This is a genomic window from Mycobacterium sp. (genome assembly GCF_052144515.1).
Taxonomy (GTDB): Bacteria; Actinomycetota; Actinomycetes; order Mycobacteriales; family Mycobacteriaceae; genus Mycobacterium.
Map to the genome: position 1 here is coordinate 37585 of NZ_JBKQQD010000071.1, position 23584 is coordinate 61168.

The window sequence follows — 23584 nt, forward strand, 5'->3', positions numbered from 1 at the left end:
CGGCAAACCGATGCGCGATACCGGCAGATTGGCACGTAGAGCATCCGCATCATCGCCACGGAGTTAGGCTCACTCCCGTGACCGGAACGAACACCGAGCCCCCCCAAACGACCGAGTCTTACCCGCCGTCGGCGCAGTTCGCCGAGCAGGCCAACGCGCGTGCCGACCTGTACCGCGAGGCCGAAGAAGACCGGCTGGCCTTCTGGGCCAAGCAGGCTGACCGGCTGTCGTGGGCGAGGCCGTACACCGACGTACTGGACTGGTCGGAGGCGCCCTTCGCCAAGTGGTTCGTCGGCGGCAAGCTCAACGTCGCCTACAACTGCGTCGACCGCCATGTCGAGGCCGGCAACGGCGACCGGGTCGCGATTCACTGGCAGGGCGAGCCCGTCGGCGATAGCCGCACCCTGACCTATTCCGATCTGCGGGCGGAGGTGTGCAAAGCGGCGAACGCGCTGACCGGCCTCGGTCTGGTGGCAGGCGACCGGGTCGCCATCTACATGCCACTGATCCCCGAAGCGGTGATCGCGATGCTGGCCTGCGCGCGGCTGGGACTCATGCACAGCGTGGTTTTCGGCGGCTTCGCTGCGCACGCGCTGCGGGCGCGGATCGCCGACGCCGAAGCCAAGCTGCTGATCACCAGCGACGGGCAATTCCGGCACGGCAAGCCGGCGCCGCTCAAGGACGCCGCCGACGAGGCGGTCGGCGAACCCGACAGCCCCGTCGAGCACGTTCTGGTGGCGCGACGCACCGGTATTGACGTGTCCTGGAACGATGACCGCGACCTGTGGTGGCACGACGTGGTCGACTCGGCATCACCCGAGCACACGCCGGAGGCGTTCGACTCCGAGCACCCGCTGTTCCTGCTGTACACATCGGGCACCACCGGCAAGCCCAAGGGCATCATGCACACCAGCGGCGGCTATCTCACCCAGGCCTCCTACACGGTGCACGCCATCTTCGACGTCAAACCCGAAAGCGACGTGTTCTGGTGCACCGCCGACATCGGCTGGGTCACCGGGCACACCTACGGCGTCTACGGACCGCTGTCCAACGGTGTCACCGAGGTTCTCTACGAGGGCACGCCCAATTCACCCGATGAGCACCGGCACTTCCAGATCATCGAAAAGTACGGTGTCACAATCTATTACACCGCCCCCACGTTGATCCGAACCTTCATGAAGTGGGGACGGGAGATCCCCGACGCCCACGACCTGTCCAGCCTGCGGCTGCTCGGGTCCGTCGGCGAACCGATCAACCCCGAGGCCTGGCGGTGGTACCGCGAAGTCTTCGGTGGGGGCCGCACCCCGGTGGTGGACACCTGGTGGCAGACCGAGACCGGCTCCGCGATGATCTCGCCGCTGCCTGGAGTCACCGCGACCAAGCCGGGTTCGGCGATGACACCGCTGCCCGGGATCTCGGCGAAGATCGTCGACGACCACGGCGATCCGCTGCCGCCGGACACCGACGGCGAAACACACGTCACCGGATACCTGGTGCTGGACCAGCCGTGGCCCTCGATGTTGCGCGGCATCTGGGGTGACCCCGAGCGCTATCGCCACACCTACTGGTCCAAGTTCGCCGAGCAGGGCTACTACTTCGCCGGCGACGGCGCCCGCTTCGACCCCGACGGCGCGATCTGGGTGCTGGGCCGCATCGACGACGTGATGAACGTGTCCGGGCACCGCATCTCCACCGCCGAGGTGGAGTCGGCGCTCGTCGGCCACTCCGCGGTCGCCGAGGCGGCGGTCGTCGGAGTGACCGACGACATCACCGGGCAGGCCATCTGCGCGTTCGTCGTCTTGCGCGGCAACTACCAGCCCCACGACGGCACCCACGACGAGCTACGCGGCGAGGTGGCCCGCGAGATCTCGCCGATCGCCAAGCCACGCGAGGTCCACATCGTGCCGGAACTGCCCAAGACCCGCAGCGGCAAGATCATGCGCAGGCTGTTGCGCGATGTCGCCGAAAAACGCGAGCTGGGTGACACGTCGACGCTGGTCGATGCCAGCGTGTTCGACGCGATCCGCGCCGCGAAATAGCGCGGGCCGCGTCAGGCCGCTACCGGGACGAACCCCGCTCCCGGCCGGTTCTTGCTGTTGATGTCGGCCAGGATCGAGTTGAAGTCCATCACGACCGCCGGTGTGTGCAGCGGGATGTACTTGATGATGCAGGTCGGCAGGTTATCGCTGAACGCCCCGTGGATCATGCCGACCAAGAGATTGTTGACGGTCACCGGCGCCCCGGAGTCTCCCGGTCGCCCGCACACCTGCATCACGATGGTGCCCGGATCCTGGCCCATCCCCCACGTGACGCCGCACGAGTTGCCGGTCGTGCGGCCCTGCTTGCAGGCGATCTGGCCGAAGGTCGGATCCGGGCCGATGCCGCTGATCACAAAGCCGTTGTAGTTGGCCACCGGTGCCACCTTGGCCGGATCGAACTTGATCACCGCATAGTCGAGGATGTCGTTGCCCGCGACCATGACACCCATAACGCCCCTGTTCTCGGCGCCCTCGGCGGCGACGTGCGCGCCTGGGCCGCCGCAGTGCGCCGAGGTGAAGCCGATGAGTTCGCCGGCTTTATCGGTGCCGATGGTCGTCAGGGTGCACATCGTGTCCCCGTTGATGACGATGCCCGCGCCGCCACCCATCGGGAGCCTGTCGTCGGCGGCCGCGATCCTGCCAGGCATGCCGGCCAGAGCCAAGAGTGCGGTCACCATCGCCGCGACAACGCAGCGGTGCCCCGTCTGCAAAGCGACAACTCCCATCGAACGGTCGGACATCTGAGAAGCCTGGCCAGTCTAGTGGCTAGGCCGCCTTCGACCAGGTCGGCGCGCACGCCGCAGCGCTTTGTTGATCGCTTCCGGCTCAAGGGAATCGGCGCTTGCTTTGCTGAACGTCCCCGCTGCGCAAAGCCACAGGAACTTTTCAGATTGCGATGGTGTAAACGGCCTAGGTATGCCCGTTGGTCCGGCACGGGGACGATCTAGGCGAGTCATCGCCGCCGCCCCCGCCTGAGCGGGCCGTTTCGCGCGCCCAAACGCGGTGGTCGGCTGGCCTCGTCCGGCATCGCGGCGCATGGCAACATGAACCGCGACGACGCGCCGGGCAATCAAACGAAGGAGGACTGTCTGTGAGCAAAGCCGACCGCAACAACGGTGTGCCCAACACGCTGACCACGATTCCACTGGCCGACCCACACGCCAGGCCCGCTGAGCCGTCGATCGGTGATCTGATCAAAGACGCAACAACCCAGGTGTCCACCCTGGTGCGCGCGGAGGTCGAACTGGCCCGCGCCGAGATCACCCGCGACGTGAAAAAGGGCCTGACCGGCAGCGTTTACTTCATCGCCGCGCTGGTGGTGCTGTTCTACTCCACCTTCTTTTTCTTCTTCTTCGCCGCCGAGGTGCTCAACATCTGGCTGTGGCGCTGGGTGGCATTCCTGATCGTCTTCGGGGCCATGGTCCTGGTCGGGGCCGTGCTGGCCCTGTTGGGTTTCTTGAAGGTCCGCCGGATCCGCGGACCACAGCAGACCATCGAGTCGGTCAAGGAGACACGCACCGCGCTCACTCCGGGCCACGACAAGGCCCAGGCGGGCAAGCAGCTCACCGAGTCGCACGGCAGGCATGAAAAGCCCGACAGCACCACTCCCGCCGATCCCACGGGCTGGTAAATGCCGGCACCAGATCCGTCGGTAACCCGCATCGCGGGGCCATGGCGTCATCTGGACGTGCACGCGAACGGCATCCGATTCCAAGTCGTCGAAGCCTTAGCAGCCGTACCCGGCCAGGACGTGAGCACGCCCGCCACGGCGCGGCCATTGGTCATGCTGCTGCATGGTTTCGGTTCGTTCTGGTGGTCCTGGCGTCATCAGCTGCGCGCGCTGACCGGGGCCCGAGTGGTCGCGGTGGACCTGCGCGGCTACGGCGGCAGCGACAAGCCACCCCGAGGCTATGACGGCTGGACGCTCGCCGGCGACACGGCCGGACTGATCCGCGCGCTGGGGCACTCGTCGGCGACGCTGGTCGGCCATGCCGACGGCGGGCTGGCTTGCTGGAGCACCGCGCTGCTGCATTCGCGGCTGGTGCGCGCCATCGCGCTGATCAGCTCGCCGCACCCGGCCGCGCTGCGACAATCGACCCTGACCCGGCGCGACCAGGGCTGCGCACTGCTGCCGACGCTGCTGCGCTACCAAGTGCCGATCTGGCCGGAGCGCTTGCTCACCAGAGACAACGCGGCGGAGATCGAGCGTCTGGTCCGCAGCCGTAGCAGCGCCAAATGGGTCGCTTCAGAAGACTTCTCCCAAACCATCGGTCATCTGCGCCAGGCGATACGTATCCCAGCGGCGGCGCACTGCGCACTGGAGTATCAGCGCTGGGCGCTGCGCAGCCAACTGCGCGACGAAGGCCGGCGATTCATGAAATCAATGAGTCAACGGCCCAGCGTCCCCATATTGCACCTACGCGGCGACGCGGATCCCTACGTGCTGGCCGATCCCGTCGACCGCACTCAGCGGTACGCGCCGCACGGACGCTATATATCCATCGCCGGCGCAGGACATTTCAGCCACGAAGAAGCGCCTGAAGAAACCAACAGGTACCTGATGAAGTTTTTCGAGCAGGTGCACGGGCCACTGCTCAGCTGACGCAGGCGCCCGTCGGCACCGGTTGGGTGTCGCCGATCTTGTCAAGCTGACTGGACACTTCACCGGCCGTCAACACGAAACCCGTGTCGGCGTCATCGACGGCCGCGCCGAAAACCACGCCGAGCACGTGACCGCTGAGGTCGATCAACGGTCCACCCGAATTGCCTTGCTCCACATTGGCTCTGATGGTGTACACGTCGCGGGTGACCGGCGCCGGATCGCGATAGATGTCGGGTCCGCTGAGCTTGATGGCTTCGCGGATCCGGGCCGGTGTCGCCGTAAAGTTACCGCCGCCGGGATAACCCAGCACCACAACGCTGTCGCCCGTTTTCGCCTCGGCTTGAGCGAAAGGCAGCGGCGGCGGCAAGTTCGACACGGCAAGAATAGCGATGTCGACCGACGGGTCGTAAGACACCACGGTGGCGTCGAGCGGGTTGCCGCTGGCGTACACCTGGATGCTGCTGGACCCGGCCACCACGTGCGCGTTGGTCATCACCCGGTCGGGCGATATCACGAATCCACTGCCCTCCAACACTTTCTGGCAGCTGGGCGCCAGGCTGCGGACCTTGACCACGCTCGGTTGGGCGGCCAGCACCACCGGATTGTTGGCCAGCGCCGGGTCTGGTGACGCGACCGGTATCACCGGGGTGCGACTGAACGGCTCCAGCACCGCGGGCAGGCCGGACGTGTTCAGCAGCGCAGACAACCGCCTGGGCACCGTTTTCAGCCACGGCGGCGCGACCTCGTTGACCGAAGCAAGTACCCGCGAACCCTTGACCGCGGAAGCCAACTCGGGCTGGTCCTTCGACTGCGTCAGCGGCGTCGCCAACAACCAGGCCGCGGTCAGCACCACGATGAGCTGCACGCCCACCCCGATCACCGAGTCGACCAATCGGATTGTGCCGCTGCGGATCGCGCCGCGGACCGCCCGGCCCAGCACCACACCGGCGACCTCACCGACGACCACTAGCGCCAGGATGAGGAACAAGGCGGCGAACAGCTTCGCGCGCGGCGCGGCGATGTGGGCCACGATGTGCGGCGCCAGCAACACACCCGCTATCGCGCCCAGCAGCACACCGACAAACGACAGCAGCGAGCCGAGCGCCCCCGACCGCCAACCCGAGATCGCCGCGATGAAGGCCACCGCCAGGACGGCGACATCCAGCCACTGCGACGGGGTCATCGAATTCATCGCGGGTCGCCCTGTTCGCCGACCAGCACCATCGCCTCGTCCAGCTCACGGAGATCGTCGGTGTCCCAAGGCTTGGCCCAGCCGGCCACGTCGAGCACCGCGGAGATCACCTGGCCGGTGAATCCCCACACCAGCATCTGGTTCAGCAGGAACGCCGGGCCCGCCCAGCGGCGGCCGAGGTCGCCGCGGTAGACCATCAGGCGGTTGGCCGGGTTTGTGAAGGCGCGCACCGGAACCCGCGACACGATCGCCGTTTCGGTCTCGTCGACGACGGCCACCGGCCCGGGATCCGGTGAGTAGGCCAACACCGGGACGACGTGGAACTGCGACGGCGCGATGAACGTCCGTTCCATTGTGGCCAGTGGATGCAACCGGGTGACGTCGATCCCGGTTTCCTCGTGGGCTTCACGCAGGGCGGTGGCCACCGGCCCGTCATCGGTGGGATCCGATGCGCCGCCAGGGAAAGCGGCCTGGCCCGCATGGTGACGCAACGTCGAGGCGCGCACCGTCAACAGCAGGTCGGCATCGTCGGGAAGGCCGCCGTCGCCCGGGCCGGTCTCCGAACCCGAGAACAACACCAGGACCGCGGCGTCGCGGCTGTTGCGGCGGACCGATGACACAGCTTTGGCGGCGGTCACCATCGCCAGCACATCGGCCGGCAGCCGGCGCCGGTACGCATCCGGTATCTGACCGATGTTGTCAACGAGCGGATGCAGCCAGGACGGGCCAACGTCCGGCGTCAGGGGGACCGCTGCACTCACCGGCGCCTCCGTTGGGTCCACTTATCCCGCTTATCCGGCATAGTTTCCGACCGCCGCCGCGATCTCGTCGGCACTCGCGAAAGCCCGCGGCAGCGTCTGCGCAACGCTACCGTCCAGCCGCAGGACCACCGTCGCGGGCATCACATTTGCGACCCGCAACGCCGTCGCGACCAGACGTCGACCGTCCTGCAAAGTCGGTAGCCGAACACCGAGCTCCGCCAACCGCAGCAACGCCGCCGTCTCGTTCTCGTCTTGGTGCACGGTCACCACCATCACGTCGGGCCCCATTCGTCGTTGGTACTCGGCCATCGCGGGCAGTTCGCGCATGCACGGCCCGCACCAACTCGCCCACAGGTTGAGCACCACCCGGTGTCCGGCCAGCGCGCGCCCGACGTCGACGGGTGATCCGTCCGCCGCGCATTCCACCACCACACCGCGCAACGCCGCCGGGCCCGCACCACTGCCGGCGGCGGGGCACGGCGGCAGGTTCACCTGTGCTCGCGGCCCCGCCAGTGCGCCAGGTGTGTCGGCGTCGCGGTGTTCGCGATCGGCGGCTGTCTGGGGCGTCGAGGTCGTTGCCGAGTTGTCGCGCAGCTGGGCCGCCAGCGCCGCGATCAGCGCTGCCACCACCGCCAGGACTGCGAGGGTCCAACGGGTTTTGCTGGTCAACGTCTTGCTCAAGTTCGAAGTGCTCCGGACCCCCGCCTACAGCCCGGCCAGCGCCAGCAGGTGCTCGGTTTCCGGGCCCTGCACCAGGGGAGCGGCGAGCAGCGGTTCGGTGGGACCGAGCCCGAAGGACGGGCAGTCTTTGGCGAGCACGCAGACACCGCATGCCGGTTTGCGGGCGTGGCATACCCGGCGGCCGTGGAAGATGACGCGGTGGCTCAGCAGGGTCCACTCACTGCGTTCGATCAGTTCGCCGACCGCGTGCTCCACCTTGACCGGGTCCTCTTCGGCGGTCCATCGCCAGCGCCGCACCAAGCGCCCGAAATGTGTGTCGACAGTGATTCCCGGGATATCGAACGCATTGCCCAGGATCACGTTGGCGGTTTTGCGCCCCACTCCGGGCAGCGTGACCAGCTCGGCCATCGTCGCCGGCACTTCGCCGTCGAACCGCTCGACCAGCGCCTGCCCGAGGCCGATGAGCGACGTCGCCTTGTTGCGGTAGAAACCCGTGGGCCGGATGAGGCTTTCGAGTTCGGTGCGGTCAGCCTGCGCGTAGTCCAGCGCTGTCCGGTATTTCGCGAACACAGCGGGCGTCGTCAAGTTCACCCGCTTGTCGGTGCTCTGCGCCGAAAGAATGGTGGCCACCGTCAGTTCCAGCGGCGAGGTGAAATCAAGCTCGCAGTAAACGTGCGGAAATGCTTGCGCCAGTGCGCGATCCATGCGCCGGGCCCGTCGCACCAAACCGAGCCGGGTTTCGCCTACCCAGCGTCGAGCCGCGTCGGCCGCGGGCTTGGCCGGCGTTGACTTGGAGCGCCCAGACGACTTTGCCGCTGTCACCTACGACAGAGTACTGATTTCGTGATCTCACCGAGACCTTGTGTTGATGCAAGGCCATGTTTACTCTCCTAGTGTCATGGTTGCTGGCCGCCCTCGTTCCGGGGCTGCTTATGCTCGCAACGCTGGGGCTCGGGCGCCTCGAAAAGGAACTGGCCCATGACAGCGTCACCGCACCCGACGTCGACGAGTTTCTGGAGAACGCCGACGCGGTCGACATGCACACGCTGGCCCGAGAGGGCATGCCGGAGGCACTGGATTATCTGCACCGACGCCAGGCCCAGCGAATCGTCGATTCCCCACCGCCCGGCCGCCACGCCAAGCCGGAGGACGTCGGACCGCTATTTGCCGGCGACCTCGACATCTACGACGAGGCCGCCTTGCCGACACAGATGCACAAGCATTCCCGGGCCAATCCAGAGGTTACGGGGACTCGACACGTCAATCGTGTGTAGCGTTGGCAGGTCGAACCGATTGGCCTAACCTCTGATTCATGCCAGTCGCAAGAGGTTGGCCTGCACGTATCACTTCGTTGGAGAGCTGAAGAGGCAACGTGGACGAGATCCTGGCAAGGGCAGGAATCTTCCAAGGGGTTGAGCCGACTGCGGTCGCCGCACTGACCAAACAGCTGCAACCCGTCGACTTCCCGCGCGGACACACGGTTTTCGCCGAAGGAGAGCCGGGTGATCGGCTCTACATCATCATCTCGGGAAAGGTCAAGATCGGGCGCCGCTCGCCGGACGGCCGGGAGAATCTGCTGACCATCATGGGCCCGTCGGACATGTTCGGCGAGTTGTCGATCTTCGACCCGGGGCCGCGGACGTCCAGCGCGACGACCATCACCGAGGTGCGGGCGGTGTCGATGGACCGCGATGCGCTGCGGGCATGGATCGCCGATCGTCCCGAGATCGCCGAGCAGCTGTTGCGGGTGCTGGCCCGACGGCTGCGGCGGACCAACAACAACCTGGCCGACCTCATCTTCACCGACGTGCCCGGCCGGGTGGCCAAGCAATTGCTGCAGCTCGCCCAGCGTTTTGGCACCCAGGAAGGTGGCGCGATGCGGGTCACCCACGACCTGACGCAAGAGGAGATCGCGCAACTGGTAGGCGCCTCCCGGGAGACGGTGAATAAGGCGCTGGCCGATTTCGCCCATCGCGGCTGGATCCGGCTGGAGGGCAAGAGCGTGCTGATCTCGGATTCCGAAAGGCTGGCCCGCCGAGCGAGGTAAGCGCCCCAGGACTCGCGAGCGTGCGTGTGTGCACAGGGACACGCCGCAAACTGCGTGCAACTGCGCACGCTCGCCAGCCGCGCCCGGCGGGTAAATCTTTCAGCCGCGCAAGTAGTCGAGCTGCACCCGCACGGACCATTCGGCCGCATCCCAGAGCTTCTCGTCGACGTCGACGTAGACACGCTCGACGATCTGACGGGCGCTGGCGTCCTCACCGAGTTCTCGCAGCGCGGAGCGCACCTGCTCCAGCCGCTCTTTCCGGTGCGCCAGGTATCCCGACGCGACCGTCTCCAGGTCGGGCAGGTCCGGCCCGTGCCCCGGCAGCACCATGCGACGGCCCAGGCCGCGCAGCCGGTGCAGTGATTCCAAATAGTCGGTCAGGCTGCCGTCTTCCTCATCCATGACGGTGGTGCCGCGCCCCAGCACCGTGTCGGCCGTCAGGACCGCGTCGTCGAGCAGGAACGACAACGAGTCAGCGGTATGGCCGGGAGTCGCCATCACCTTGATCTTCAGGCCGGCCGCATCGATGACCTCGCCGTCGACCAGTTCTCCTCTCAGGCCGCGCAAGAACCCGCTGCCCGCCGATCGCACCGTCGCCCCCGTCGCCTCGACCAGCTTGTCGATACCGTCGGTGTGGTCGACGTGCCGGTGACTGATCAGCACAAGCGCGATGCGGCCCAGCGCGGCAACCCGCGCGATGTGCTCGTCGTCGTCGGGCCCGGGATCGACTATGACCAACTCGTCACTACCCGGGCCACTCAGCACCCAGGTATTGGTGCCCTCCAGCGTCAGCAAACCGGGATTGTCGGCCAGCAGCACCGAGGCGGTGTCTGTCACCGCACGGCATCGACCGTATGCGGGATGGGACAGCGACTGAGCGGGCTCGGCTGCATCGGACATCGGATGTCAGCCGACCTCCACGATCAGCTCGACTTCCACCGGGGCGTCCAGCGGCAATTCGGATACGCCGACCGCCGAGCGCGCGTGCGCGCCGTTGTCGCCGAACACCTCGGCGAGCAAGTCGGAGGCCCCGTTGATGACGCTTGGCTGACCATTGAAACCCGGTGCCGAGGCGACGAACCCGACGACCTTGACGACCCGGGCCACCGCGTCGATATCCACCACCGACCCCACCGCCGCGAGCGCATTGAGCGCGCATAGGCGTGCCAGGGTTTTGCCCTGCTCCGCGGTTATCTCGCCGCCGACCTTGCCGGTTGCGGCCAACTTTCCGCCCTCTATCGGCAGCTGGCCGGAGGTGTAGACCAAGTTGCCCGTGCGCACCGCGGGAACATAGGACGCCAACGGCGCCGCTACCTGCGGCAGCGCGACACCCAGTTGCCCGAGCCGGGTCCTGGCAGATCCACCGGTCATTTCGGCCGTTTCAGGTACGCGACATGTTGCTCACCCGTCGGCCCCGGCAGCACCGCCACCAGCTCCCAGCCATCGGCGCCCCATTGGTCGAGGATCTGTTTCGTGGCGTGCGTTAGCAGCGGAACGGTGGCGTACTCCCATGCGGTGGGTTGGCTCATGACGGCAGCTTATCGGGCGCCCGAGCCCGGCGTCGGAAGTACTCCGGCCGCTTTGCGAAGGACGGTAGGGCGAGCGGGCTAGCATGCGATGGTGGCAAAGACAATTAGCGGCGGTAGTTCCGTCGGCTGGCCGGCGCGCTTGTCGAAGGCCCGCTTGCATTTTGTGACTGGCAAAGGCGGTACGGGTAAATCGACGATCGCGGCGGCGCTGGCTCTGACCCTGGCAGCGGGAGGCCGCAAGGTCCTCCTCGTCGAAGTCGAGGGGCGCCAAGGCATTGCACAGCTCTTCGACGTTCCACCGCTGCCTTATGAAGAGGTCAAGATCGCGACCGCCGAGCGGGGCGGCCAGGTCAACGCCTTGGCGATCGACATCGAGGCCGCGTTTCTGGAATACCTCGAAATGTTCTACAACCTCGGCATCGCGGGCCGGGCGATGCGCCGCATCGGCGCGGTCGAGTTCGCGACGACGATCGCGCCCGGCCTGCGCGACGTGCTGCTCACCGGCAAGATCAAAGAAGCGGTGGTGCGCGTCGACAAGAACAGGCTTCCGGTTTACGACGCGATAGTTGTCGATGCCCCACCGACGGGCCGCATTGCACGCTTCCTGGACACCACCAAAGCGGTGTCCGACTTAGCCAAGGGCGGGCCTGTGCACTCGCAGGCCGACGGCGTGGTGAAGTTGCTGCACTCGGACCTGACCGTCATTCACCTGGTGACTCTGCTGGAAGCACTGCCGGTACAGGAGACGCTGGAAGCCATTGAGGAACTTTCCGAGCTCGAGCTGCCGATCGGCAGTGTGATCGTGAATCGCAACATCCCTTCCTACCTAGAACCCGGCGACCTGGCAAAGGCCGCCGAAGGCGATGTCGATGCGGACTCGGTGCGAGCCGGGTTGAAGATGGCCGGCATCAAGCTCGGCGACACCGACTTCGCTGGCCTGCTAACCGAGACCATCCAGCACGCCACCCGAATCACCGCACGCGCCGAGACCGCCCAACAGCTCGACGCGCTCAAGGTGCCGCGGCTGGAGTTGCCGACCATCTCCGACGGCGTCGACCTCGGCAGCCTGTATGAACTTTCGGAATCTCTTGCGCAGCAAGGAGTTCGATGAGCATAAAACCGAAAACACTTGATATGGCCACGATCTTGGCCGACACAGCCAACCGGGTAGTGGTGTGCTGCGGTGCCGGCGGCGTAGGCAAGACCACCACCGCGGCCGCGATGGCATTGCGTGCGGCCGAATATGGCCGCACTGTCTGCGTTTTGACGATTGACCCAGCTAAACGACTGGCTCAAGCACTGGGAGTCAACGACCTCAGCAACAACCCGCAGCGAGTCCCGCTGGCGCCCGAGGTGTCCGGCGAGCTGCACGCAATGATGCTCGACATGCGGCGAACGTTCGACGAAATGGTGATCCAGTACTCCGGCGCAGATCGAGCACAAGCGCTTTTGAACAATCAGTTCTATCAGACCGTCGCCACTTCGCTCGCCGGCACACAGGAGTACATGGCGATGGAGAAGCTTGGTCAGCTGCTGAGCCAGGACCGATGGGATCTGATCGTGGTGGATACTCCTCCGTCGCGCAACGCGCTGGACTTCCTGGACGCCCCAAAACGGCTGGGCAGCTTCATGGATAGCCGACTGTGGCGGCTGCTGCTCGCACCGGGCCGGGGCATCGGGCGGTTGGTTACCGGCGCAATAGGTTTGGCGATGAAGGCGCTTTCTACAATAATGGGTTCGCAATTGCTCAGTGACATAGCATCTTTCGTGCAATCACTGGAAGCGACGTTCGGCGGTTGGCGCGAGAAGGCGGATCGCACCTATTCGCTGCTGAAACGGCGCGGTACCCAGTTCGTTGTAGTGTCGGCGGCCGAACCTGACGCATTGCGCGAGGCATCCTTCTTCGTCGACCGGCTGTCAGAGGAAGGCATGCCGCTGGCGGGGCTCGTCTTGAATCGCACCCACCCGATGCTGTGTTCACTGCCGGTCGAGCGGGCGATCGACGGGACCGAAACGTTGGAGGTTTTGGATGCCTCGGAGGCCGGCGACTCGGCGGCCGCTTCACTGGCCGCGGCCGTGCTGAGAATCCACGCCAATCGCGGACAAACCGCCAAGCGGGAGGTCCGGCTGCTGTCGCGGTTCACCGGGGCCAACCCTCACGTGCCGGTCATCGGGGTGCCGTCGCTGCCCTTCGATGTCAGCGACCTGGAGGCGCTACGCGCGCTCGCCGATCAGATCACAGCGGTCGGCGACGATGCGGGCCGCGCAACCGCCCGCTGAAGCAGGGACCCCATCAAGCCCAATTAGGGCTATTTTCAACGCAATTCGACACGCGCCAGTTTCTGTTGGGGTGCAACCCAATTGGAGCCTATTTCGTCAGTGCTGTAACAGAAAAGTAACAATGAAGCGCGGCAGGACAGAGTCAGCCGACGCTGCGCTGCTTGCGCTTGTCGAAGAAGTCCGCCCACGACACCACTTCGGGGTGTTGCTTGAGCAGGGCCCTGCGCTGACGCTCGGTCATCCCGCCCCAAACGCCGAACTCGACCTTGTTGTCCAGCGCGTCCGCTCCGCATTCCTGCATGACAGGGCAGTGACGGCAGATCACCGCGGCCTTACGTTGGGCGGCTCCGCGGACAAACAGTTCGTCGGGATCGGTGGCTCGGCACAACGCCTTGGACACCCATGCGATCCGCTCTTCCGCGTCGACGCTGCGCAGCAGCGTGGCATTGGTAGCCACCAGGTTGGTTCGTCGCGGGGCCGGCCGCGTACCTGACAAGAGCTGTTTCCTTCCTCCCGGTCGCGGTTTGCGACCGCCCTCCTCGAGCGCAGACCAGCTGCGGCCTAGGCCACACTATGCACTTCGGTGTTACCTGAATCTCACCGTGTGTCTAAGTTAGGTGGTCAGGTAGCAATTGCGCAACAGTCTCATAACGCTTTTTTTGGGACGGGCGTGCCGTCTCGGTGCGCAGCGTGGGGCCAACAGGAACACTGCGGCCCCGTTTTGGGCGGTTGACCGGTGACGCAGGCGAAAAGTGTCGGCCGGGACCGATGAGGCGACCACTGGTCACCTGGTGGGGAGGCTTTTCGGGGTCGCGGGGCACGTCGACGTCAGGGCGGGCGGTTAGGGTAGTACGCATGGCAGAGCGCCCCCCGGCCGTCCTCACGGTCCTCAAGCTCGCTGGGTGCTGCCTGCTGGCCAGTGTCGTGGCCACCGCCCTGATGTTCCCGTTCGCGGGTGGCCTGGGGCTGATGTCCAACCGCGCCTCGGAAGTGGTCGCCAACGGGTCGGCCCAGCTTCTCGAGGGGCAGGTGCCCGCGGTGTCGACGATGGTCGACACGAAGGGCAACGTGATCGCGTGGCTGTACTCGCAGCGCCGCTTCGAGGTACCCACCGACAAGATCGCCAACACTATGAAACTGGCGATCGTCTCCATCGAGGACAAACGATTCACCGAGCACAACGGTGTGGACTGGAAGGGCACCCTGACCGGACTCGCCGGCTATGCACGCGGCGACGTCGACACCCGCGGCGGCTCGACCATCGAACAGCAGTTCATCAAGAACTACCAACTGCTGGTAACTGCCCAAACCGACGCCGAGAAGCGCGCGGCCGTCGAAACCACCCCGGCGCGCAAGCTGCGCGAGATCCGGATGGCGCTCACGCTGGACAAGACCTTCACCAAACCGGAGATCCTGACCCGCTACCTGAACCTGGTCTCGTTCGGTAACGGCTCGTTCGGCGTGCAGGACGCCGCGCAGACCTACTTCGGCATCAACGCGTCGGACCTGAACTGGCAGCAGGCGGCACTGCTGGCGGGCATGGTGCAGTCGACCAGCGCACTCAACCCGTACGTCAACCCTGAGGGCGCGTTGGCCCGGCGGAACTTGGTCCTGGACACCATGATCGAGAACCTGCCCCAGGAGGCCGACGCATTGCGCGCCGCCAAGGCCCAGCCGCTGGGGATCTTGCCGCAGCCCAACGAGCTGCCCCGGGGCTGCATCGCGGCAGGCGACCGCGCCTTCTTCTGCGACTACGTCCAGGAGTACTTGTCGCGCGCCGGCATCAGCAAGGAGCAGCTCGCCAGGGGCGGCTACCTGATCCGCACCACGCTCGACCCCGACGTGCAGATCCCGGTCAAGGCGGCCATCGACAAGTTCGCCAGCCCGACCCTGCCGGGCATCTCCAGCGTGATGAGCGTGATCGCGCCGGGCAAGAACTCCCACCACGTAATGGCCATGGCCAGCAACCGCAAATACGGGCTGGACACCGACGCCGGTGAAACCATGCGACCGCAGCCGTTCTCCCTGGTCGGCGACGGCGCGGGGTCCATCTTCAAGATCTTCACCACCGCCGCCGCACTGGACATGGGCATGGGCATCAACGCCACACTCGAAGTCCCGGGCCGGTTCCAGGCCAAAGGCATGGGAAGCGGCGGGGCCAAGGGCTGCCCCAAGGACACCTGGTGTGTCGTCAACGCCGGTAACTACCGCGGTTCGATGAATGTCACCGACGCATTGGCCACCTCACCCAACACCGCGTTCGCCAAGCTGATCCAGCAAGTCGGGGTGAGCCGCACCGTGGACATGGCGATCAAACTCGGCCTGCGGTCCTACGCCAATCCCGGCACTGCCCGCGACTACAACCCGGACAGCAACGAGAGCCTGGCCGACTTCGTCAAACGGCAGAACATCGGTTCGTTCACTCTCGGCCCGATCGAGTTGAACGCGCTCGAGCTGTCGAATGTCGCGGCCACTCTGGCCTCCGGCGGCGTGTGGTGCCCGCCCAGCCCGATCGACAAGGTGATCGACCGCAACGGCAACGAAGTCGCCGTCACCACCGAGACCTGCGACCAGGTGGTGCCCGAGGGCCTGGCGAACACGATGGCCAACGCGATGAGCAAAGACGCGCTCGGCAGCGGCACCGCGGCGGGTTCGGCAGGCGCGGCCGGCTGGGACCTGCCGGTGTCGGGCAAGACCGGCACTACCGAAGCCCACCGCTCCTCCGGCTTTGTCGGCTTCACCAGCCACTATGCGGCGGCGAACTACATCTACGACGACTCACCCAATCCCACGGATCTGTGTTCCGCACCGCTGCGCCACTGCGGCGACGGTGACCTGTACGGCGGTAATGAGCCGGCCCGGACATGGTTCACCGCGATGAAACCGATCGCCACGAGTTTCGGTGAGGTGAAGCTGCCGCCCACCGACCCCCGCTACGTCGACGGCTCCCCGGCTTCGCGGGTGCCCAGCGTTGCCGGGCTGGAGGTGGACGCGGCACGCTCGCGCCTGAAGGAAGCCGGTTTCCAGGTGGCCGACCAAACCAACTCGGTCAACAGCAGCGCAAAGCTCGGCGAAGTCGTCGGGACGACTCCCAACGGCCAAACGATTCCGGGTTCGATCATCACGATCCAGGTCAGTAATGGGATCCCGCCGCCACCGCCGCCACCACCACCGCCACCGGAAGGTGGGCCACCGCTACCGATCCCGGTCGGATCGCAGGTGGTGGAGATTCCGGGCTTGCCGCCGATCACCATTCCGCTGCTGGCTCCGCCGCCGCCCCCACCACCGCCATAACCGGCTATCGGCCCGTCATCGGGTCTCGACGAGGCCTCGTCTGGGCCAGAGACGCGCCGTCAGTTCGCCACTGGCAGTAGGCTTCCTGCATGGCTGACGTTCTGCCCGCCCTGATACGCACCGGCGCCGTAGCGCTCGGCTCGACCGTCGCCGGGATCGGTTACGCCGCGATCGTCGAGCGCAACGCGTTCGTGCTGCGCGAGCTGACCATGCCCGTCTTGACGCCGGGCTCCACACCGCTGCGGGTGCTGCATATCAGCGACCTCCACATGACACCCAATCAGCGCCGCAAGCAGGCTTGGCTGCGTGAGCTGGCCAGCTGGGAGCCCGACTTGGTGGTCAACACCGGCGACAACCTGGCGCACCCGAAGGCGGTGCCGGCCGTCGTCCAGTCGCTGGGCGACCTGTTGTCCCGGCCCGGTGTCTTCGTCTTCGGCAGCAACGACTACTTCGGGCCGCGGCTGAAGAACCCGTTGAACTACCTGGCCAACCCCGGTCACCGGGTTCGCGGCGAGCCATTGCCCTGGCAGGACCTGCGGGCGGCGTTCACCGAGCGCGGCTGGCTCGACCTCACCCACACCCGCCGTGAGTTCGAGGTGGCCGGTCTGCACATCGCGGCGGCGGGCGTGGACGACCCGCACATCGACCGGGACCGCTACGACGCGATCACGGGCCCCGCGAGCCCGGCGGCGAACCTGCGGCTGGGGCTTACCCATTCGCCCGAACCCCGGGTGCTCGACCGCTTCGCCGCCGACGGCTATCAGCTGGTGATGGCAGGCCACACCCACGGCGGGCAGCTGTGCCTGCCGTTCTACGGGGCGCTGGTGACCAACTGTGGCCTGGACCGCACCCGGGCGAAGGGGCCGTCACGCTGGGGCGCCGACATGCGGCTGCATGTTTCCGCCGGTATCGGCACCTCGCCGTTTGCGCCGGTGCGATTCTGCTGCCGGCCCGAAGCAACCCTGCTGACATTGATCGCCAGCCCGATGGGTGGCCGAGACTCCACCAGCGACCTGGGCCGCATTCAGCCAGCAGCCTCGTTGCGTTGAACGACCGGGCCCGGATCGCGGTCCGCAGCCGGCCGCGCTGCTGGACGGACAACGCGATCCGGCTAATCGAGGCCGACGCCCGGCGCAGTGCCGACACCCACTTGTTGCGGTACCCGCTGCCGTCGACCTGGGGCACGAACGTCGAAATCGAGCTGTATCTCAAAGACGAGACGACCCACATCACCGGCAGCCTCAAACACCGGTTGGCGCGCTCGTTGTTTCTGTACGCGCTGTGCAACGGATGGATCGACGAGGGCACCACGGTGGTCGAGGCGTCGTCGGGTTCCACTGCGATATCCGAGGCCTACTTCGCGTCCCTGCTCGGTCTGCCATTCATCGCCGTGGTGCCCGCGACCACCAGTCCCTCCAAGGTGGCGCTCATCGAAGCACAAGGCGGGCGTTGCCATTTCGTGCAGAACTCGAGTCAGGTGTACGCCGAGGCCGAGCGTATTGCGCGGGAGAGTGGCGGGCACTACCTGGACCAGTTCACCAACGCCGAGCGCGCCACCGACTGGCGCGGCAACAACAACATTGCCGAGTCGATCTACGCGCAAATGCGCGACGAGAAGCACCCCATACCGGACTGGATCGTGGTCGGCGCGGGCACCGGCGGAACCAGCGCGACGATCGGCCGCTACATCCGCTACCGGCGACACGCGACTCGGTTGTGTGTGGTCGACCCGGAGAACTCGGCATTCTTTCCTGCCTACGCCGAAGGCCGAGATGACATTGTCATGCCTACGTCGTCGCGTATCGAGGGCATTGGCCGGCCGCGGGTCGAGCCGTCGTTTCTGCCCGGCGTGGTCGACCGGATGGTCTCGGTGCCCGATGCGGCGTCGATCGCTGCCGCCCGCCACGTCAGCGCCGTACTGGGACGCCGCGTGGGCCCGTCGACGGGAACGAACTTGTGGGGCGCCTTCGGGCTGCTCGCCGAGATGGTGGCCGAGGGCCGCAGCGGTTCGGTGGTCACGCTGCTTGCCGACAGCGGCGACCGCTACGCGGACACCTACTTCAGCGACGAGTGGGTCAGTGCCCAGGGCCTTGATCCCAGCGGACCCGCCGAGGCGCTGCTCGAATTCGAACGGTCATGCGCCTGGAGCTGACGCCCCAGTGATGCGCTGCCTCGCGGTTTGGCCAGTCGATGGGCCGGTGCGATAGGCTGTCGAGGCTTCAAGCGGGGTGTGGCGCAGCTTGGTAGCGCGCTTCGTTCGGGACGAAGAGGCCGTGGGTTCGAATCCCGCCACCCCGACCGGTATTAGGGCTGGTAGATGCCGTATTCAGTGCAGCTATGCGGTTTGCCGCAGCGTACCGGGTACGCTTCCTCCCTCAGATTCACTGTCACTGTTGGCACTTGATGGTTGAAGCGCCGCCGTGCGGTGCTGGTCGAGTACGTCCGCCAATGCATCCAGGTCTGAGTCGAACAGGTCGGCATAGGTCCGAAGGGTGAGGCTCGGGTCTTCGTGGCCTAGCATCCGCGCGAGCGCCAAGACGTTGCCGCCCGCAGACACTGCCAAGCTGGCGGCGGTGTGCCGGAGGTCGTTCGGAGTCACCTTCGGGAAGTCCTCCAGCGAGTCGCGGGCAGCGTTGAAACACACGCGGTCTCCAGTGCGAGACCCGGAGCGGCCCGCCCTTCGACGCTGAGAACAGCAGATCTTCTCGGCCCTTGCCGAGCATTTGCTTGCCGAGTTCATCCGCGAGGAACGCGGGGAAGGGCACTGAGCGGCGCTCGTGATCCTTCGGCGACTTCCACTCCAGACAGCCATCCGCCTCGGCTACCGCTTGCGAGATCTGCAAGCGACGACGAAGCATGTCCACCGACCCAACCGAGAGCGCCGCGAGTTCACCCCAGCGCAGGCCCGTGTAGGCCAGGAGGCGGATCACCAACCCCTGATTTTCTCCGGCAGCCAGCGCCAGTTGCTCCACCTGGTGGTGAGTCAGGTAGGCCCGCGACCTGTGCTGACGCCTGGGCGCGTTAATCCCATCGCACGGGTTCCGGATTAGCCGTCCATCATCGACCGCGTCTTTCAGCACCATCCGTAGCACACCAAGCGCATTCTCGATGGTCGGCACCCCGGTTCCAGCGTCGACCAGGTCAGCCAACCAAGCCTTTACGTCTGAGGGAAACACCTTCGTTACTAGCAAATCACCCCACTTGTCAGCAACGTGTGCTCGCCAAGTGTGTTGCCTGGTGGCCCTGGTGGTCTCCGCGATGTCCGCCTTGCGAATCCAGAATGAGTACTGCTGGGCTACAGTCCATTCCCCGGTCACGGGTGGCGCGACATCTGCCCCGCTGCGGGTTATCTGCTTTAGCCACTCGTTGGCGTCGGCTTTGTACCTGAATCGCCGGGTATGCTCTTTGCCGTTGCTGTCGACGTAGCGTGCTCGCCATTGATTCCCCTTGCCGTGCAGCTTGGTTCGCTCACCGGAGCGGCTGACCCACAAGTTCTCTATTCCTTGGCGCTGTGCTCGTTGTTGGCTCATGGCTCGAAATCGTAGGGTACGCGTCCGACCGTGGACCGGCAGATTCTGCGTGTGACTAAGGGCACAGACTTTCCGGAAAGGTCTAAACCGGATCGTGGTCCACTAGCAGAGGACGAGTTGGAAGTAGTTGGCTAACAACAGCTACCGAGCCTTATGGAGAGATCATGACTAACACAACGAGACCCGACGACGAGTTGCTCAGCATCAACGCCGCCGCTAACTTGAGCGGCCACAGCGTAGCCACCTATCGCTGGTATCGCGCCAACGGTATCGGTCCGAAGAGCTGGAAGTGCGGGCGCTACGTCAGATATTGGCGTTCGGACGTTCTGGCATGGATTGCCGCACAGGAAGCCTCGACCGCGAGAGGTGGGGTCCTGTAGGGCGCGGCAGATAACCGTCCCCGCATCCCCAACTTCCCCATCTTCCCCCTTCCCATCTTGAACATATCGGAGGGCTACGGCCCAGAGGAGTAAGCAGTGAGCGCAGTACACCTACGCAGAGCGAGTGATATGGCGGAATCAAGGCCCGTGGCCTGGAGGCTAGCACCCGGTTACCTGGCCGCTGGCAAGGTCAACCTCCTGGTTGGCGCTGAGGGAATTGGCAAGTCGCTCTGGGCAATTCGAGCAACCACGTCTGTCACCACCGGCAAATCTTGGGGACCATTTACCATCAGCAGTGATCCTGCTGACGCCATCCTGATCGCCACAGAGGACGGCTGGGAGGACACCATCCGTCCACGGCTGGAAGTAGCCCGTGCCGATCTGGACCGCGTCCACGTCCTGTGCGCGGACGATGATGGCACTGGTACGCCCACCTTCCCCGATGACATGTCGGCACTGCAGGGTCGCATCGGGATCACGCCCAGCCTCATAGTGGTGGATGCCTGGATTGACACGGTCCCAGGTGGTCTACAAGTCAAGGATCCCCAGAAGGCCCGCCGAGCCGTCAGCCCATGGAAGGACTACGCGGCTGAGACAGGAGCGGCCATCCTCCTCGTGACCCATACGAATCGACAGGAAAGCCAAGATATTCGGAATACCTACGGGTTGTCAGGCGCTCTACGCCAGGTAGCACGCAGCACCATGTATGTGGTCGAAGACCCCGACACTAAGGCCCTGCTGGTCGGCCCCGACAAGAGCAACCTCGGGGCGAAGGGCGTGGCCCATCGCTTCATCAAGACCCCGGTTCAGCACTTCCCTCCAACTGAGGAAAGTGACGGGACCGTGGCCCGCCTGGACTCCATCGGTGATGACAGCAGGTCGATTCAGGACTTGCTCTCCGAACAGGCCGACGCCGCTAAGCCCAGGCCCAAGACCACGGCAATTGACTTGTGGCTCAGTGACACTCTGTCCGATGGCCCAGTGCCATCTTCCGACCTCGAAGCCATGGCCATGGGACAGGGCTACAGCCCAGACCAGCTACGAGGTGCCGGTGACCGGCTCGGTGTGAAGAGAACCAGGGAAGGTAAGAAGTGGACGACAAGCCTCTGAGCGCAACCAAGATGGGAAGACGGGAAGGCGGGAGGAGACTGCAGAATCCCGTCTCCGCAACGCACCCGCATCCCAAGCACCAGGCCACGCTCCGAGCTGGTCGTCACACCACGCGCCAACGGCGGCCTGTCCATCGCCCAAGGTCCTGTGTATGTGCTCGTAGGACCGAAGGAGATCGAGCCTCTGGTGGAGGCTATGAGGACAAACGAATGAATGGGGTTGCGGCACAAGGCCCGCTGCCCTTAGCTCCCAATTGCCTTTTGCATGTCCAGACCGGATTTTCCCGGAGAGAGAGGGTTTAACTTGCATGAGGTGTCCCGCCTCTCGGCCCTTGGGGGGTCCCCCCCATTCGAACAAGTGACGCAAGGAGATCGGAGGCGCTATGCGCTGCAAGCATGAGGACTGCACAAGACGGGCATACACGTCGGGCTGGTGCAGTACCCACTACCGGCGTCGTTGGAATGGCCAGCCCATGGACGCACCGATCAGGCGCTACGTGCGGATACAAGAGCCGGTGGGCAGTCCTAATAAGCCAGCAAGCGGGAAGCCGGTTCGGCGTATGCGGAAGAGGCCGTTCGAAGCCGAGTGGGCGTTGTTGAGAGAACTTGGCTTGGCATGAGAGTGGGGATATGCCAGCCGGGCCGGTGCATCGTGGCGCTCCGGGCGTACAACACGATGCGCAGGTGTCCGTGCTACTTGCGTTTACGCGCGTCGCTGAATGATGCCGATGATGACCGGCAAGACGAACGTACGCCCAGTCGATGGCCCAGCCGTGACCGATCGCAATAAGCACTAGGCCGAGGATGAAAACGATATGACCCAGAAGTGGACGGTCCTCGCCTAAGCGCTTCCCCCACACCGAGCCAACAGCGCCAGCCGGACCTATCACGAACCACCAAAAGGGGCGTCGACTGAGGAAGCTCAACGAGCTGGCGTCGTCTGCCATTTCTGTTGCCGCTCCTCTTAAATAACCCGTTGTCCAGTTTAGAGTGCATAACCAAAACATTCATTGGACTACTGCTGGCTGCAGGGCCGGATCGGCGATGTGCATGGTATGAACGCGTCTGTTGTGAGATTCTGCTGGGGTGTCCGCTCCTGCGGCGGCTGCTCCTTCGGGGGTAGTGACGTTTCTGTTCACCGATATTGAGGGTTCGACCCGTCGGTGGGAGGCCGACGCCGATGGGATGCGGGCGGCGCTGGCCGCCCACGATCAGGTGTTGCGTAAGGCGATTGAGGCGCATGGGGGCTGGTTGTTCGAGCACACCGGTGACGGTGTATGCGCCGCGTTCGCCTCGCCCAGGTCAGCGGTGGGTGCAGCGGTGGCCGCGCAGCGGGAACTGGAGTTGCCGGTGCGGATGGGCATCGCAACCGGCGAAGCCGAACTGCGGGAGTCCGACTACTTCGGAACGGTGCTCAACCGTGCGGCGCGGGTGATGGCCGCCGGGCACGGCGGTCAGATCCTGCTGGCGGAGTCGACGGCGAGTCTGCTTGGCGGAGTAAACCTCGTCGATCTCGGGCCGCGACGGTTGCGCGACCTACCGACGGCGCTGGGGGTGTTTCAGGTCCGAGCGCCCGACCTGCGCACGGAGTTCCCGGCCCTGCGGGCGCTGGATGTGAGTCCAGGGAACCTGCGGGCTGCGACCACCAGCTTGATCGGACGCGAGTCCGAGGTCACCGAGATCCAAGCGGCGGTCAAAGCGCATCGGTTGGTGACACTCACAGGCGTAGGTGGAGTTGGTAAGACCCGCCTCGCGTTGGAAGTCGCGGTGCGACTGGCCGATGAGTTCCCGGACGGGGTTTGGGTTTTCGAACTCGCAGCAGTCACTGATCCGGCGGCGGTACCCGATGCAGTGGCGGCGGTGCTGGGCATCACCCAGCAACCGGGCAAGACAGTGACCGAGTCAGTGGCCGCTGCGTTGGAGGGCCGGGTCCGGCTGTTGGTGATCGATAACTGTGAGCACGTTCTCGACGCCGCCGCCGACCTGATCGAAGCCATACTCGCGCACTCGGCGACTGTACGAATCCTCGCCACCAGCCGCGAAGGACTCGGAGTCCCCGACGAGCAGGTGTGGCCGGTGCGCTCTCTGGACGCCGCAGCGGGAATCGACTCTGCGGCGGTGAGCCTCTTCGTCGAACGCG

The 23584-nt window shown here is 65.5% G+C and carries 23 protein-coding genes, 1 tRNA gene and 1 pseudogene; 14 read left to right on the top strand and 11 right to left on the bottom strand.

Translation table 11 applies throughout. The features are described 5' to 3' along the window. Positions 1-77 precede the first annotated feature (77 nt). Complete coding sequence (gene acs / locus ACLP9N_RS03695; RefSeq protein WP_442406116.1) at positions 78-2039, top strand: acetate--CoA ligase; 1962 nt, start codon at positions 78-80, stop codon at positions 2037-2039. Positions 2040-2050: 11 nt separating this feature from the next. Here acs and ACLP9N_RS03700 read toward each other — a convergent pair whose 3' ends face one another. Next, positions 2051-2749, bottom strand: coding sequence for a serine protease (locus ACLP9N_RS03700; RefSeq protein ID WP_442406139.1), 699 nt, complete (start codon positions 2747-2749; stop codon positions 2051-2053). 380 nt (positions 2750-3129) lie between these two features. Between ACLP9N_RS03700 and ACLP9N_RS03705 the strand changes: the two genes are divergently transcribed. Next, positions 3130-3669, top strand: coding sequence for a phage holin family protein (locus ACLP9N_RS03705; protein ID WP_442406117.1), 540 nt, complete (start codon positions 3130-3132; stop codon positions 3667-3669). After that, entirely contained in the window at positions 3670-4641 is a 972-nt protein-coding gene (locus tag ACLP9N_RS03710; protein ID WP_442406118.1) for an alpha/beta fold hydrolase, read from the top strand. On the opposite strand, the gene marP is transcribed toward ACLP9N_RS03710, so the two are convergent. The 4 genes from marP to nth are packed head-to-tail and all read right to left on the bottom strand — an operon-like array spanning position 4634 to position 7980. Next, positions 4634-5824: an acid resistance serine protease MarP gene (gene marP, locus ACLP9N_RS03715; RefSeq protein WP_442406140.1), complete on the bottom strand. Its 1191-nt coding sequence runs from the start codon at positions 5822-5824 to the stop codon at positions 4634-4636. The two genes, ACLP9N_RS03710 and marP, sit on opposite strands and share 8 nt — an antisense overlap. A 5-nt stretch (positions 5825-5829) precedes the next feature. Then, the gene (locus ACLP9N_RS03720) at positions 5830-6615 is read right to left on the bottom strand and encodes an NUDIX hydrolase (RefSeq protein ID WP_442406119.1); all 786 of its coding nucleotides are present in this window, start codon (positions 6613-6615) and stop codon (positions 5830-5832) included. 9 nt (positions 6616-6624) lie between these two features. Beyond that, positions 6625-7263, bottom strand: a complete 639-nt coding sequence (locus tag ACLP9N_RS03725) for a TlpA family protein disulfide reductase (RefSeq protein ID WP_442406141.1) — start codon at positions 7261-7263, stop codon at positions 6625-6627. Between the two features lie 36 nt (positions 7264-7299). Further along, positions 7300-7980: an endonuclease III gene (nth, locus tag ACLP9N_RS03730; RefSeq protein WP_442406142.1), complete on the bottom strand. Its 681-nt coding sequence runs from the start codon at positions 7978-7980 to the stop codon at positions 7300-7302. A gap of 173 nt (positions 7981-8153) precedes the next feature. Between nth and ACLP9N_RS03735 the strand changes: the two genes are divergently transcribed. Both ACLP9N_RS03735 and crp read left to right on the top strand, forming a co-directional pair. Then, a complete protein-coding gene (locus tag ACLP9N_RS03735) occupies positions 8154-8549 on the top strand; it encodes a hypothetical protein (RefSeq protein ID WP_442406120.1) in 396 nt (131 codons plus the stop codon). A gap of 98 nt (positions 8550-8647) precedes the next feature. Then, the gene (crp, locus tag ACLP9N_RS03740) at positions 8648-9322 is read left to right on the top strand and encodes a cAMP-activated global transcriptional regulator CRP (protein WP_424072064.1); all 675 of its coding nucleotides are present in this window, start codon (positions 8648-8650) and stop codon (positions 9320-9322) included. 99 nt (positions 9323-9421) lie between these two features. On the opposite strand, the gene ACLP9N_RS03745 is transcribed toward crp, so the two are convergent. Genes ACLP9N_RS03745 through ACLP9N_RS03755 form a run of 3 tightly spaced genes read right to left on the bottom strand, consistent with a single transcriptional unit; the run spans position 9422 to position 10851 of the window. Further along, positions 9422-10222: an MBL fold metallo-hydrolase gene (locus ACLP9N_RS03745; RefSeq protein ID WP_442406121.1), complete on the bottom strand. Its 801-nt coding sequence runs from the start codon at positions 10220-10222 to the stop codon at positions 9422-9424. Between the two features lie 6 nt (positions 10223-10228). Beyond that, positions 10229-10693 carry a RidA family protein gene (locus tag ACLP9N_RS03750; RefSeq protein WP_442406122.1) on the bottom strand — a complete coding sequence of 155 codons (465 nt, stop codon included), beginning with the start codon at positions 10691-10693 and terminating at the stop codon, positions 10229-10231. Beyond that, the gene (locus ACLP9N_RS03755; RefSeq protein ID WP_090350112.1) at positions 10690-10851 is read right to left on the bottom strand and encodes a DUF4177 domain-containing protein; all 162 of its coding nucleotides are present in this window, start codon (positions 10849-10851) and stop codon (positions 10690-10692) included. Before ACLP9N_RS03755 ends, ACLP9N_RS03750 begins: the two co-directional genes overlap by 4 nt. Positions 10852-10939: 88 nt before the next feature. Here ACLP9N_RS03755 and ACLP9N_RS03760 point away from each other — a divergent pair, with 88 nt between their 5' ends. Both ACLP9N_RS03760 and ACLP9N_RS03765 read left to right on the top strand, forming a co-directional pair. Beyond that, positions 10940-11962: an ArsA family ATPase gene (locus ACLP9N_RS03760; protein WP_442406123.1), complete on the top strand. Its 1023-nt coding sequence runs from the start codon at positions 10940-10942 to the stop codon at positions 11960-11962. Further along, positions 11959-13131, top strand: a complete 1173-nt coding sequence (locus ACLP9N_RS03765) for an ArsA family ATPase (RefSeq protein ID WP_442406124.1) — start codon at positions 11959-11961, stop codon at positions 13129-13131. Before ACLP9N_RS03760 ends, ACLP9N_RS03765 begins: the two co-directional genes overlap by 4 nt. 142 nt (positions 13132-13273) lie before the next feature. Here ACLP9N_RS03765 and ACLP9N_RS03770 read toward each other — a convergent pair whose 3' ends face one another. Then, on the bottom strand, positions 13274-13627 hold the full coding sequence (locus ACLP9N_RS03770) for a WhiB family transcriptional regulator (protein WP_442406125.1): 354 nt from the start codon (positions 13625-13627) through the stop codon (positions 13274-13276). A gap of 359 nt (positions 13628-13986) precedes the next feature. Here ACLP9N_RS03770 and ponA2 point away from each other — a divergent pair, with 359 nt between their 5' ends. The 4 genes from ponA2 (at position 13987) to ACLP9N_RS03790 (ending at position 18723) form a co-directional block, all read left to right on the top strand. Beyond that, the gene (gene ponA2, locus ACLP9N_RS03775; protein WP_442406126.1) at positions 13987-16425 is read left to right on the top strand and encodes a transglycosylase/D,D-transpeptidase PonA2; all 2439 of its coding nucleotides are present in this window, start codon (positions 13987-13989) and stop codon (positions 16423-16425) included. Between the two features lie 89 nt (positions 16426-16514). After that, positions 16515-17474 (top strand): metallophosphoesterase, encoded by a 960-nt coding sequence (locus ACLP9N_RS03780; RefSeq protein ID WP_442406127.1) that lies wholly within the window; start codon positions 16515-16517, stop codon positions 17472-17474. Further along, positions 17471-18577: a PLP-dependent cysteine synthase family protein gene (locus tag ACLP9N_RS03785; RefSeq protein WP_442406128.1), complete on the top strand. Its 1107-nt coding sequence runs from the start codon at positions 17471-17473 to the stop codon at positions 18575-18577. The genes ACLP9N_RS03780 and ACLP9N_RS03785 overlap by 4 nt, the downstream gene beginning before the upstream one ends. Positions 18578-18649: 72 nt before the next feature. After that, a tRNA-Pro gene (locus ACLP9N_RS03790) sits at positions 18650-18723 on the top strand. Between the two features lie 37 nt (positions 18724-18760). Here the strand turns inward: ACLP9N_RS03790 and ACLP9N_RS03795 are convergent. Together ACLP9N_RS03795 and ACLP9N_RS03800 are read right to left on the bottom strand one after the other, a co-directional pair. Beyond that, positions 18761-19069 carry a tyrosine-type recombinase/integrase gene (locus ACLP9N_RS03795; RefSeq protein ID WP_442406129.1) on the bottom strand — a complete coding sequence of 103 codons (309 nt, stop codon included), beginning with the start codon at positions 19067-19069 and terminating at the stop codon, positions 18761-18763. A 70-nt stretch (positions 19070-19139) separates the two neighbouring features. After that, a pseudogene (locus ACLP9N_RS03800) lies at positions 19140-19955 on the bottom strand (tyrosine-type recombinase/integrase); the annotation flags it as partial. 164 nt (positions 19956-20119) lie between these two features. Here ACLP9N_RS03800 and ACLP9N_RS03805 point away from each other — a divergent pair. The 3 genes from ACLP9N_RS03805 to ACLP9N_RS03815 form a co-directional block, all read left to right on the top strand. Beyond that, entirely contained in the window at positions 20120-20335 is a 216-nt protein-coding gene (locus tag ACLP9N_RS03805; protein WP_442406130.1) for a helix-turn-helix transcriptional regulator, read from the top strand. Positions 20336-20464: 129 nt separating this feature from the next. After that, positions 20465-21445, top strand: coding sequence for an AAA family ATPase (locus tag ACLP9N_RS03810; protein ID WP_442406131.1), 981 nt, complete (start codon positions 20465-20467; stop codon positions 21443-21445). A 1085-nt stretch (positions 21446-22530) separates the two neighbouring features. After that, positions 22531-23584: adenylate/guanylate cyclase domain-containing protein (locus ACLP9N_RS03815; protein ID WP_442406132.1), on the top strand; the 1054-nt coding region annotated here is incomplete at its 3' end.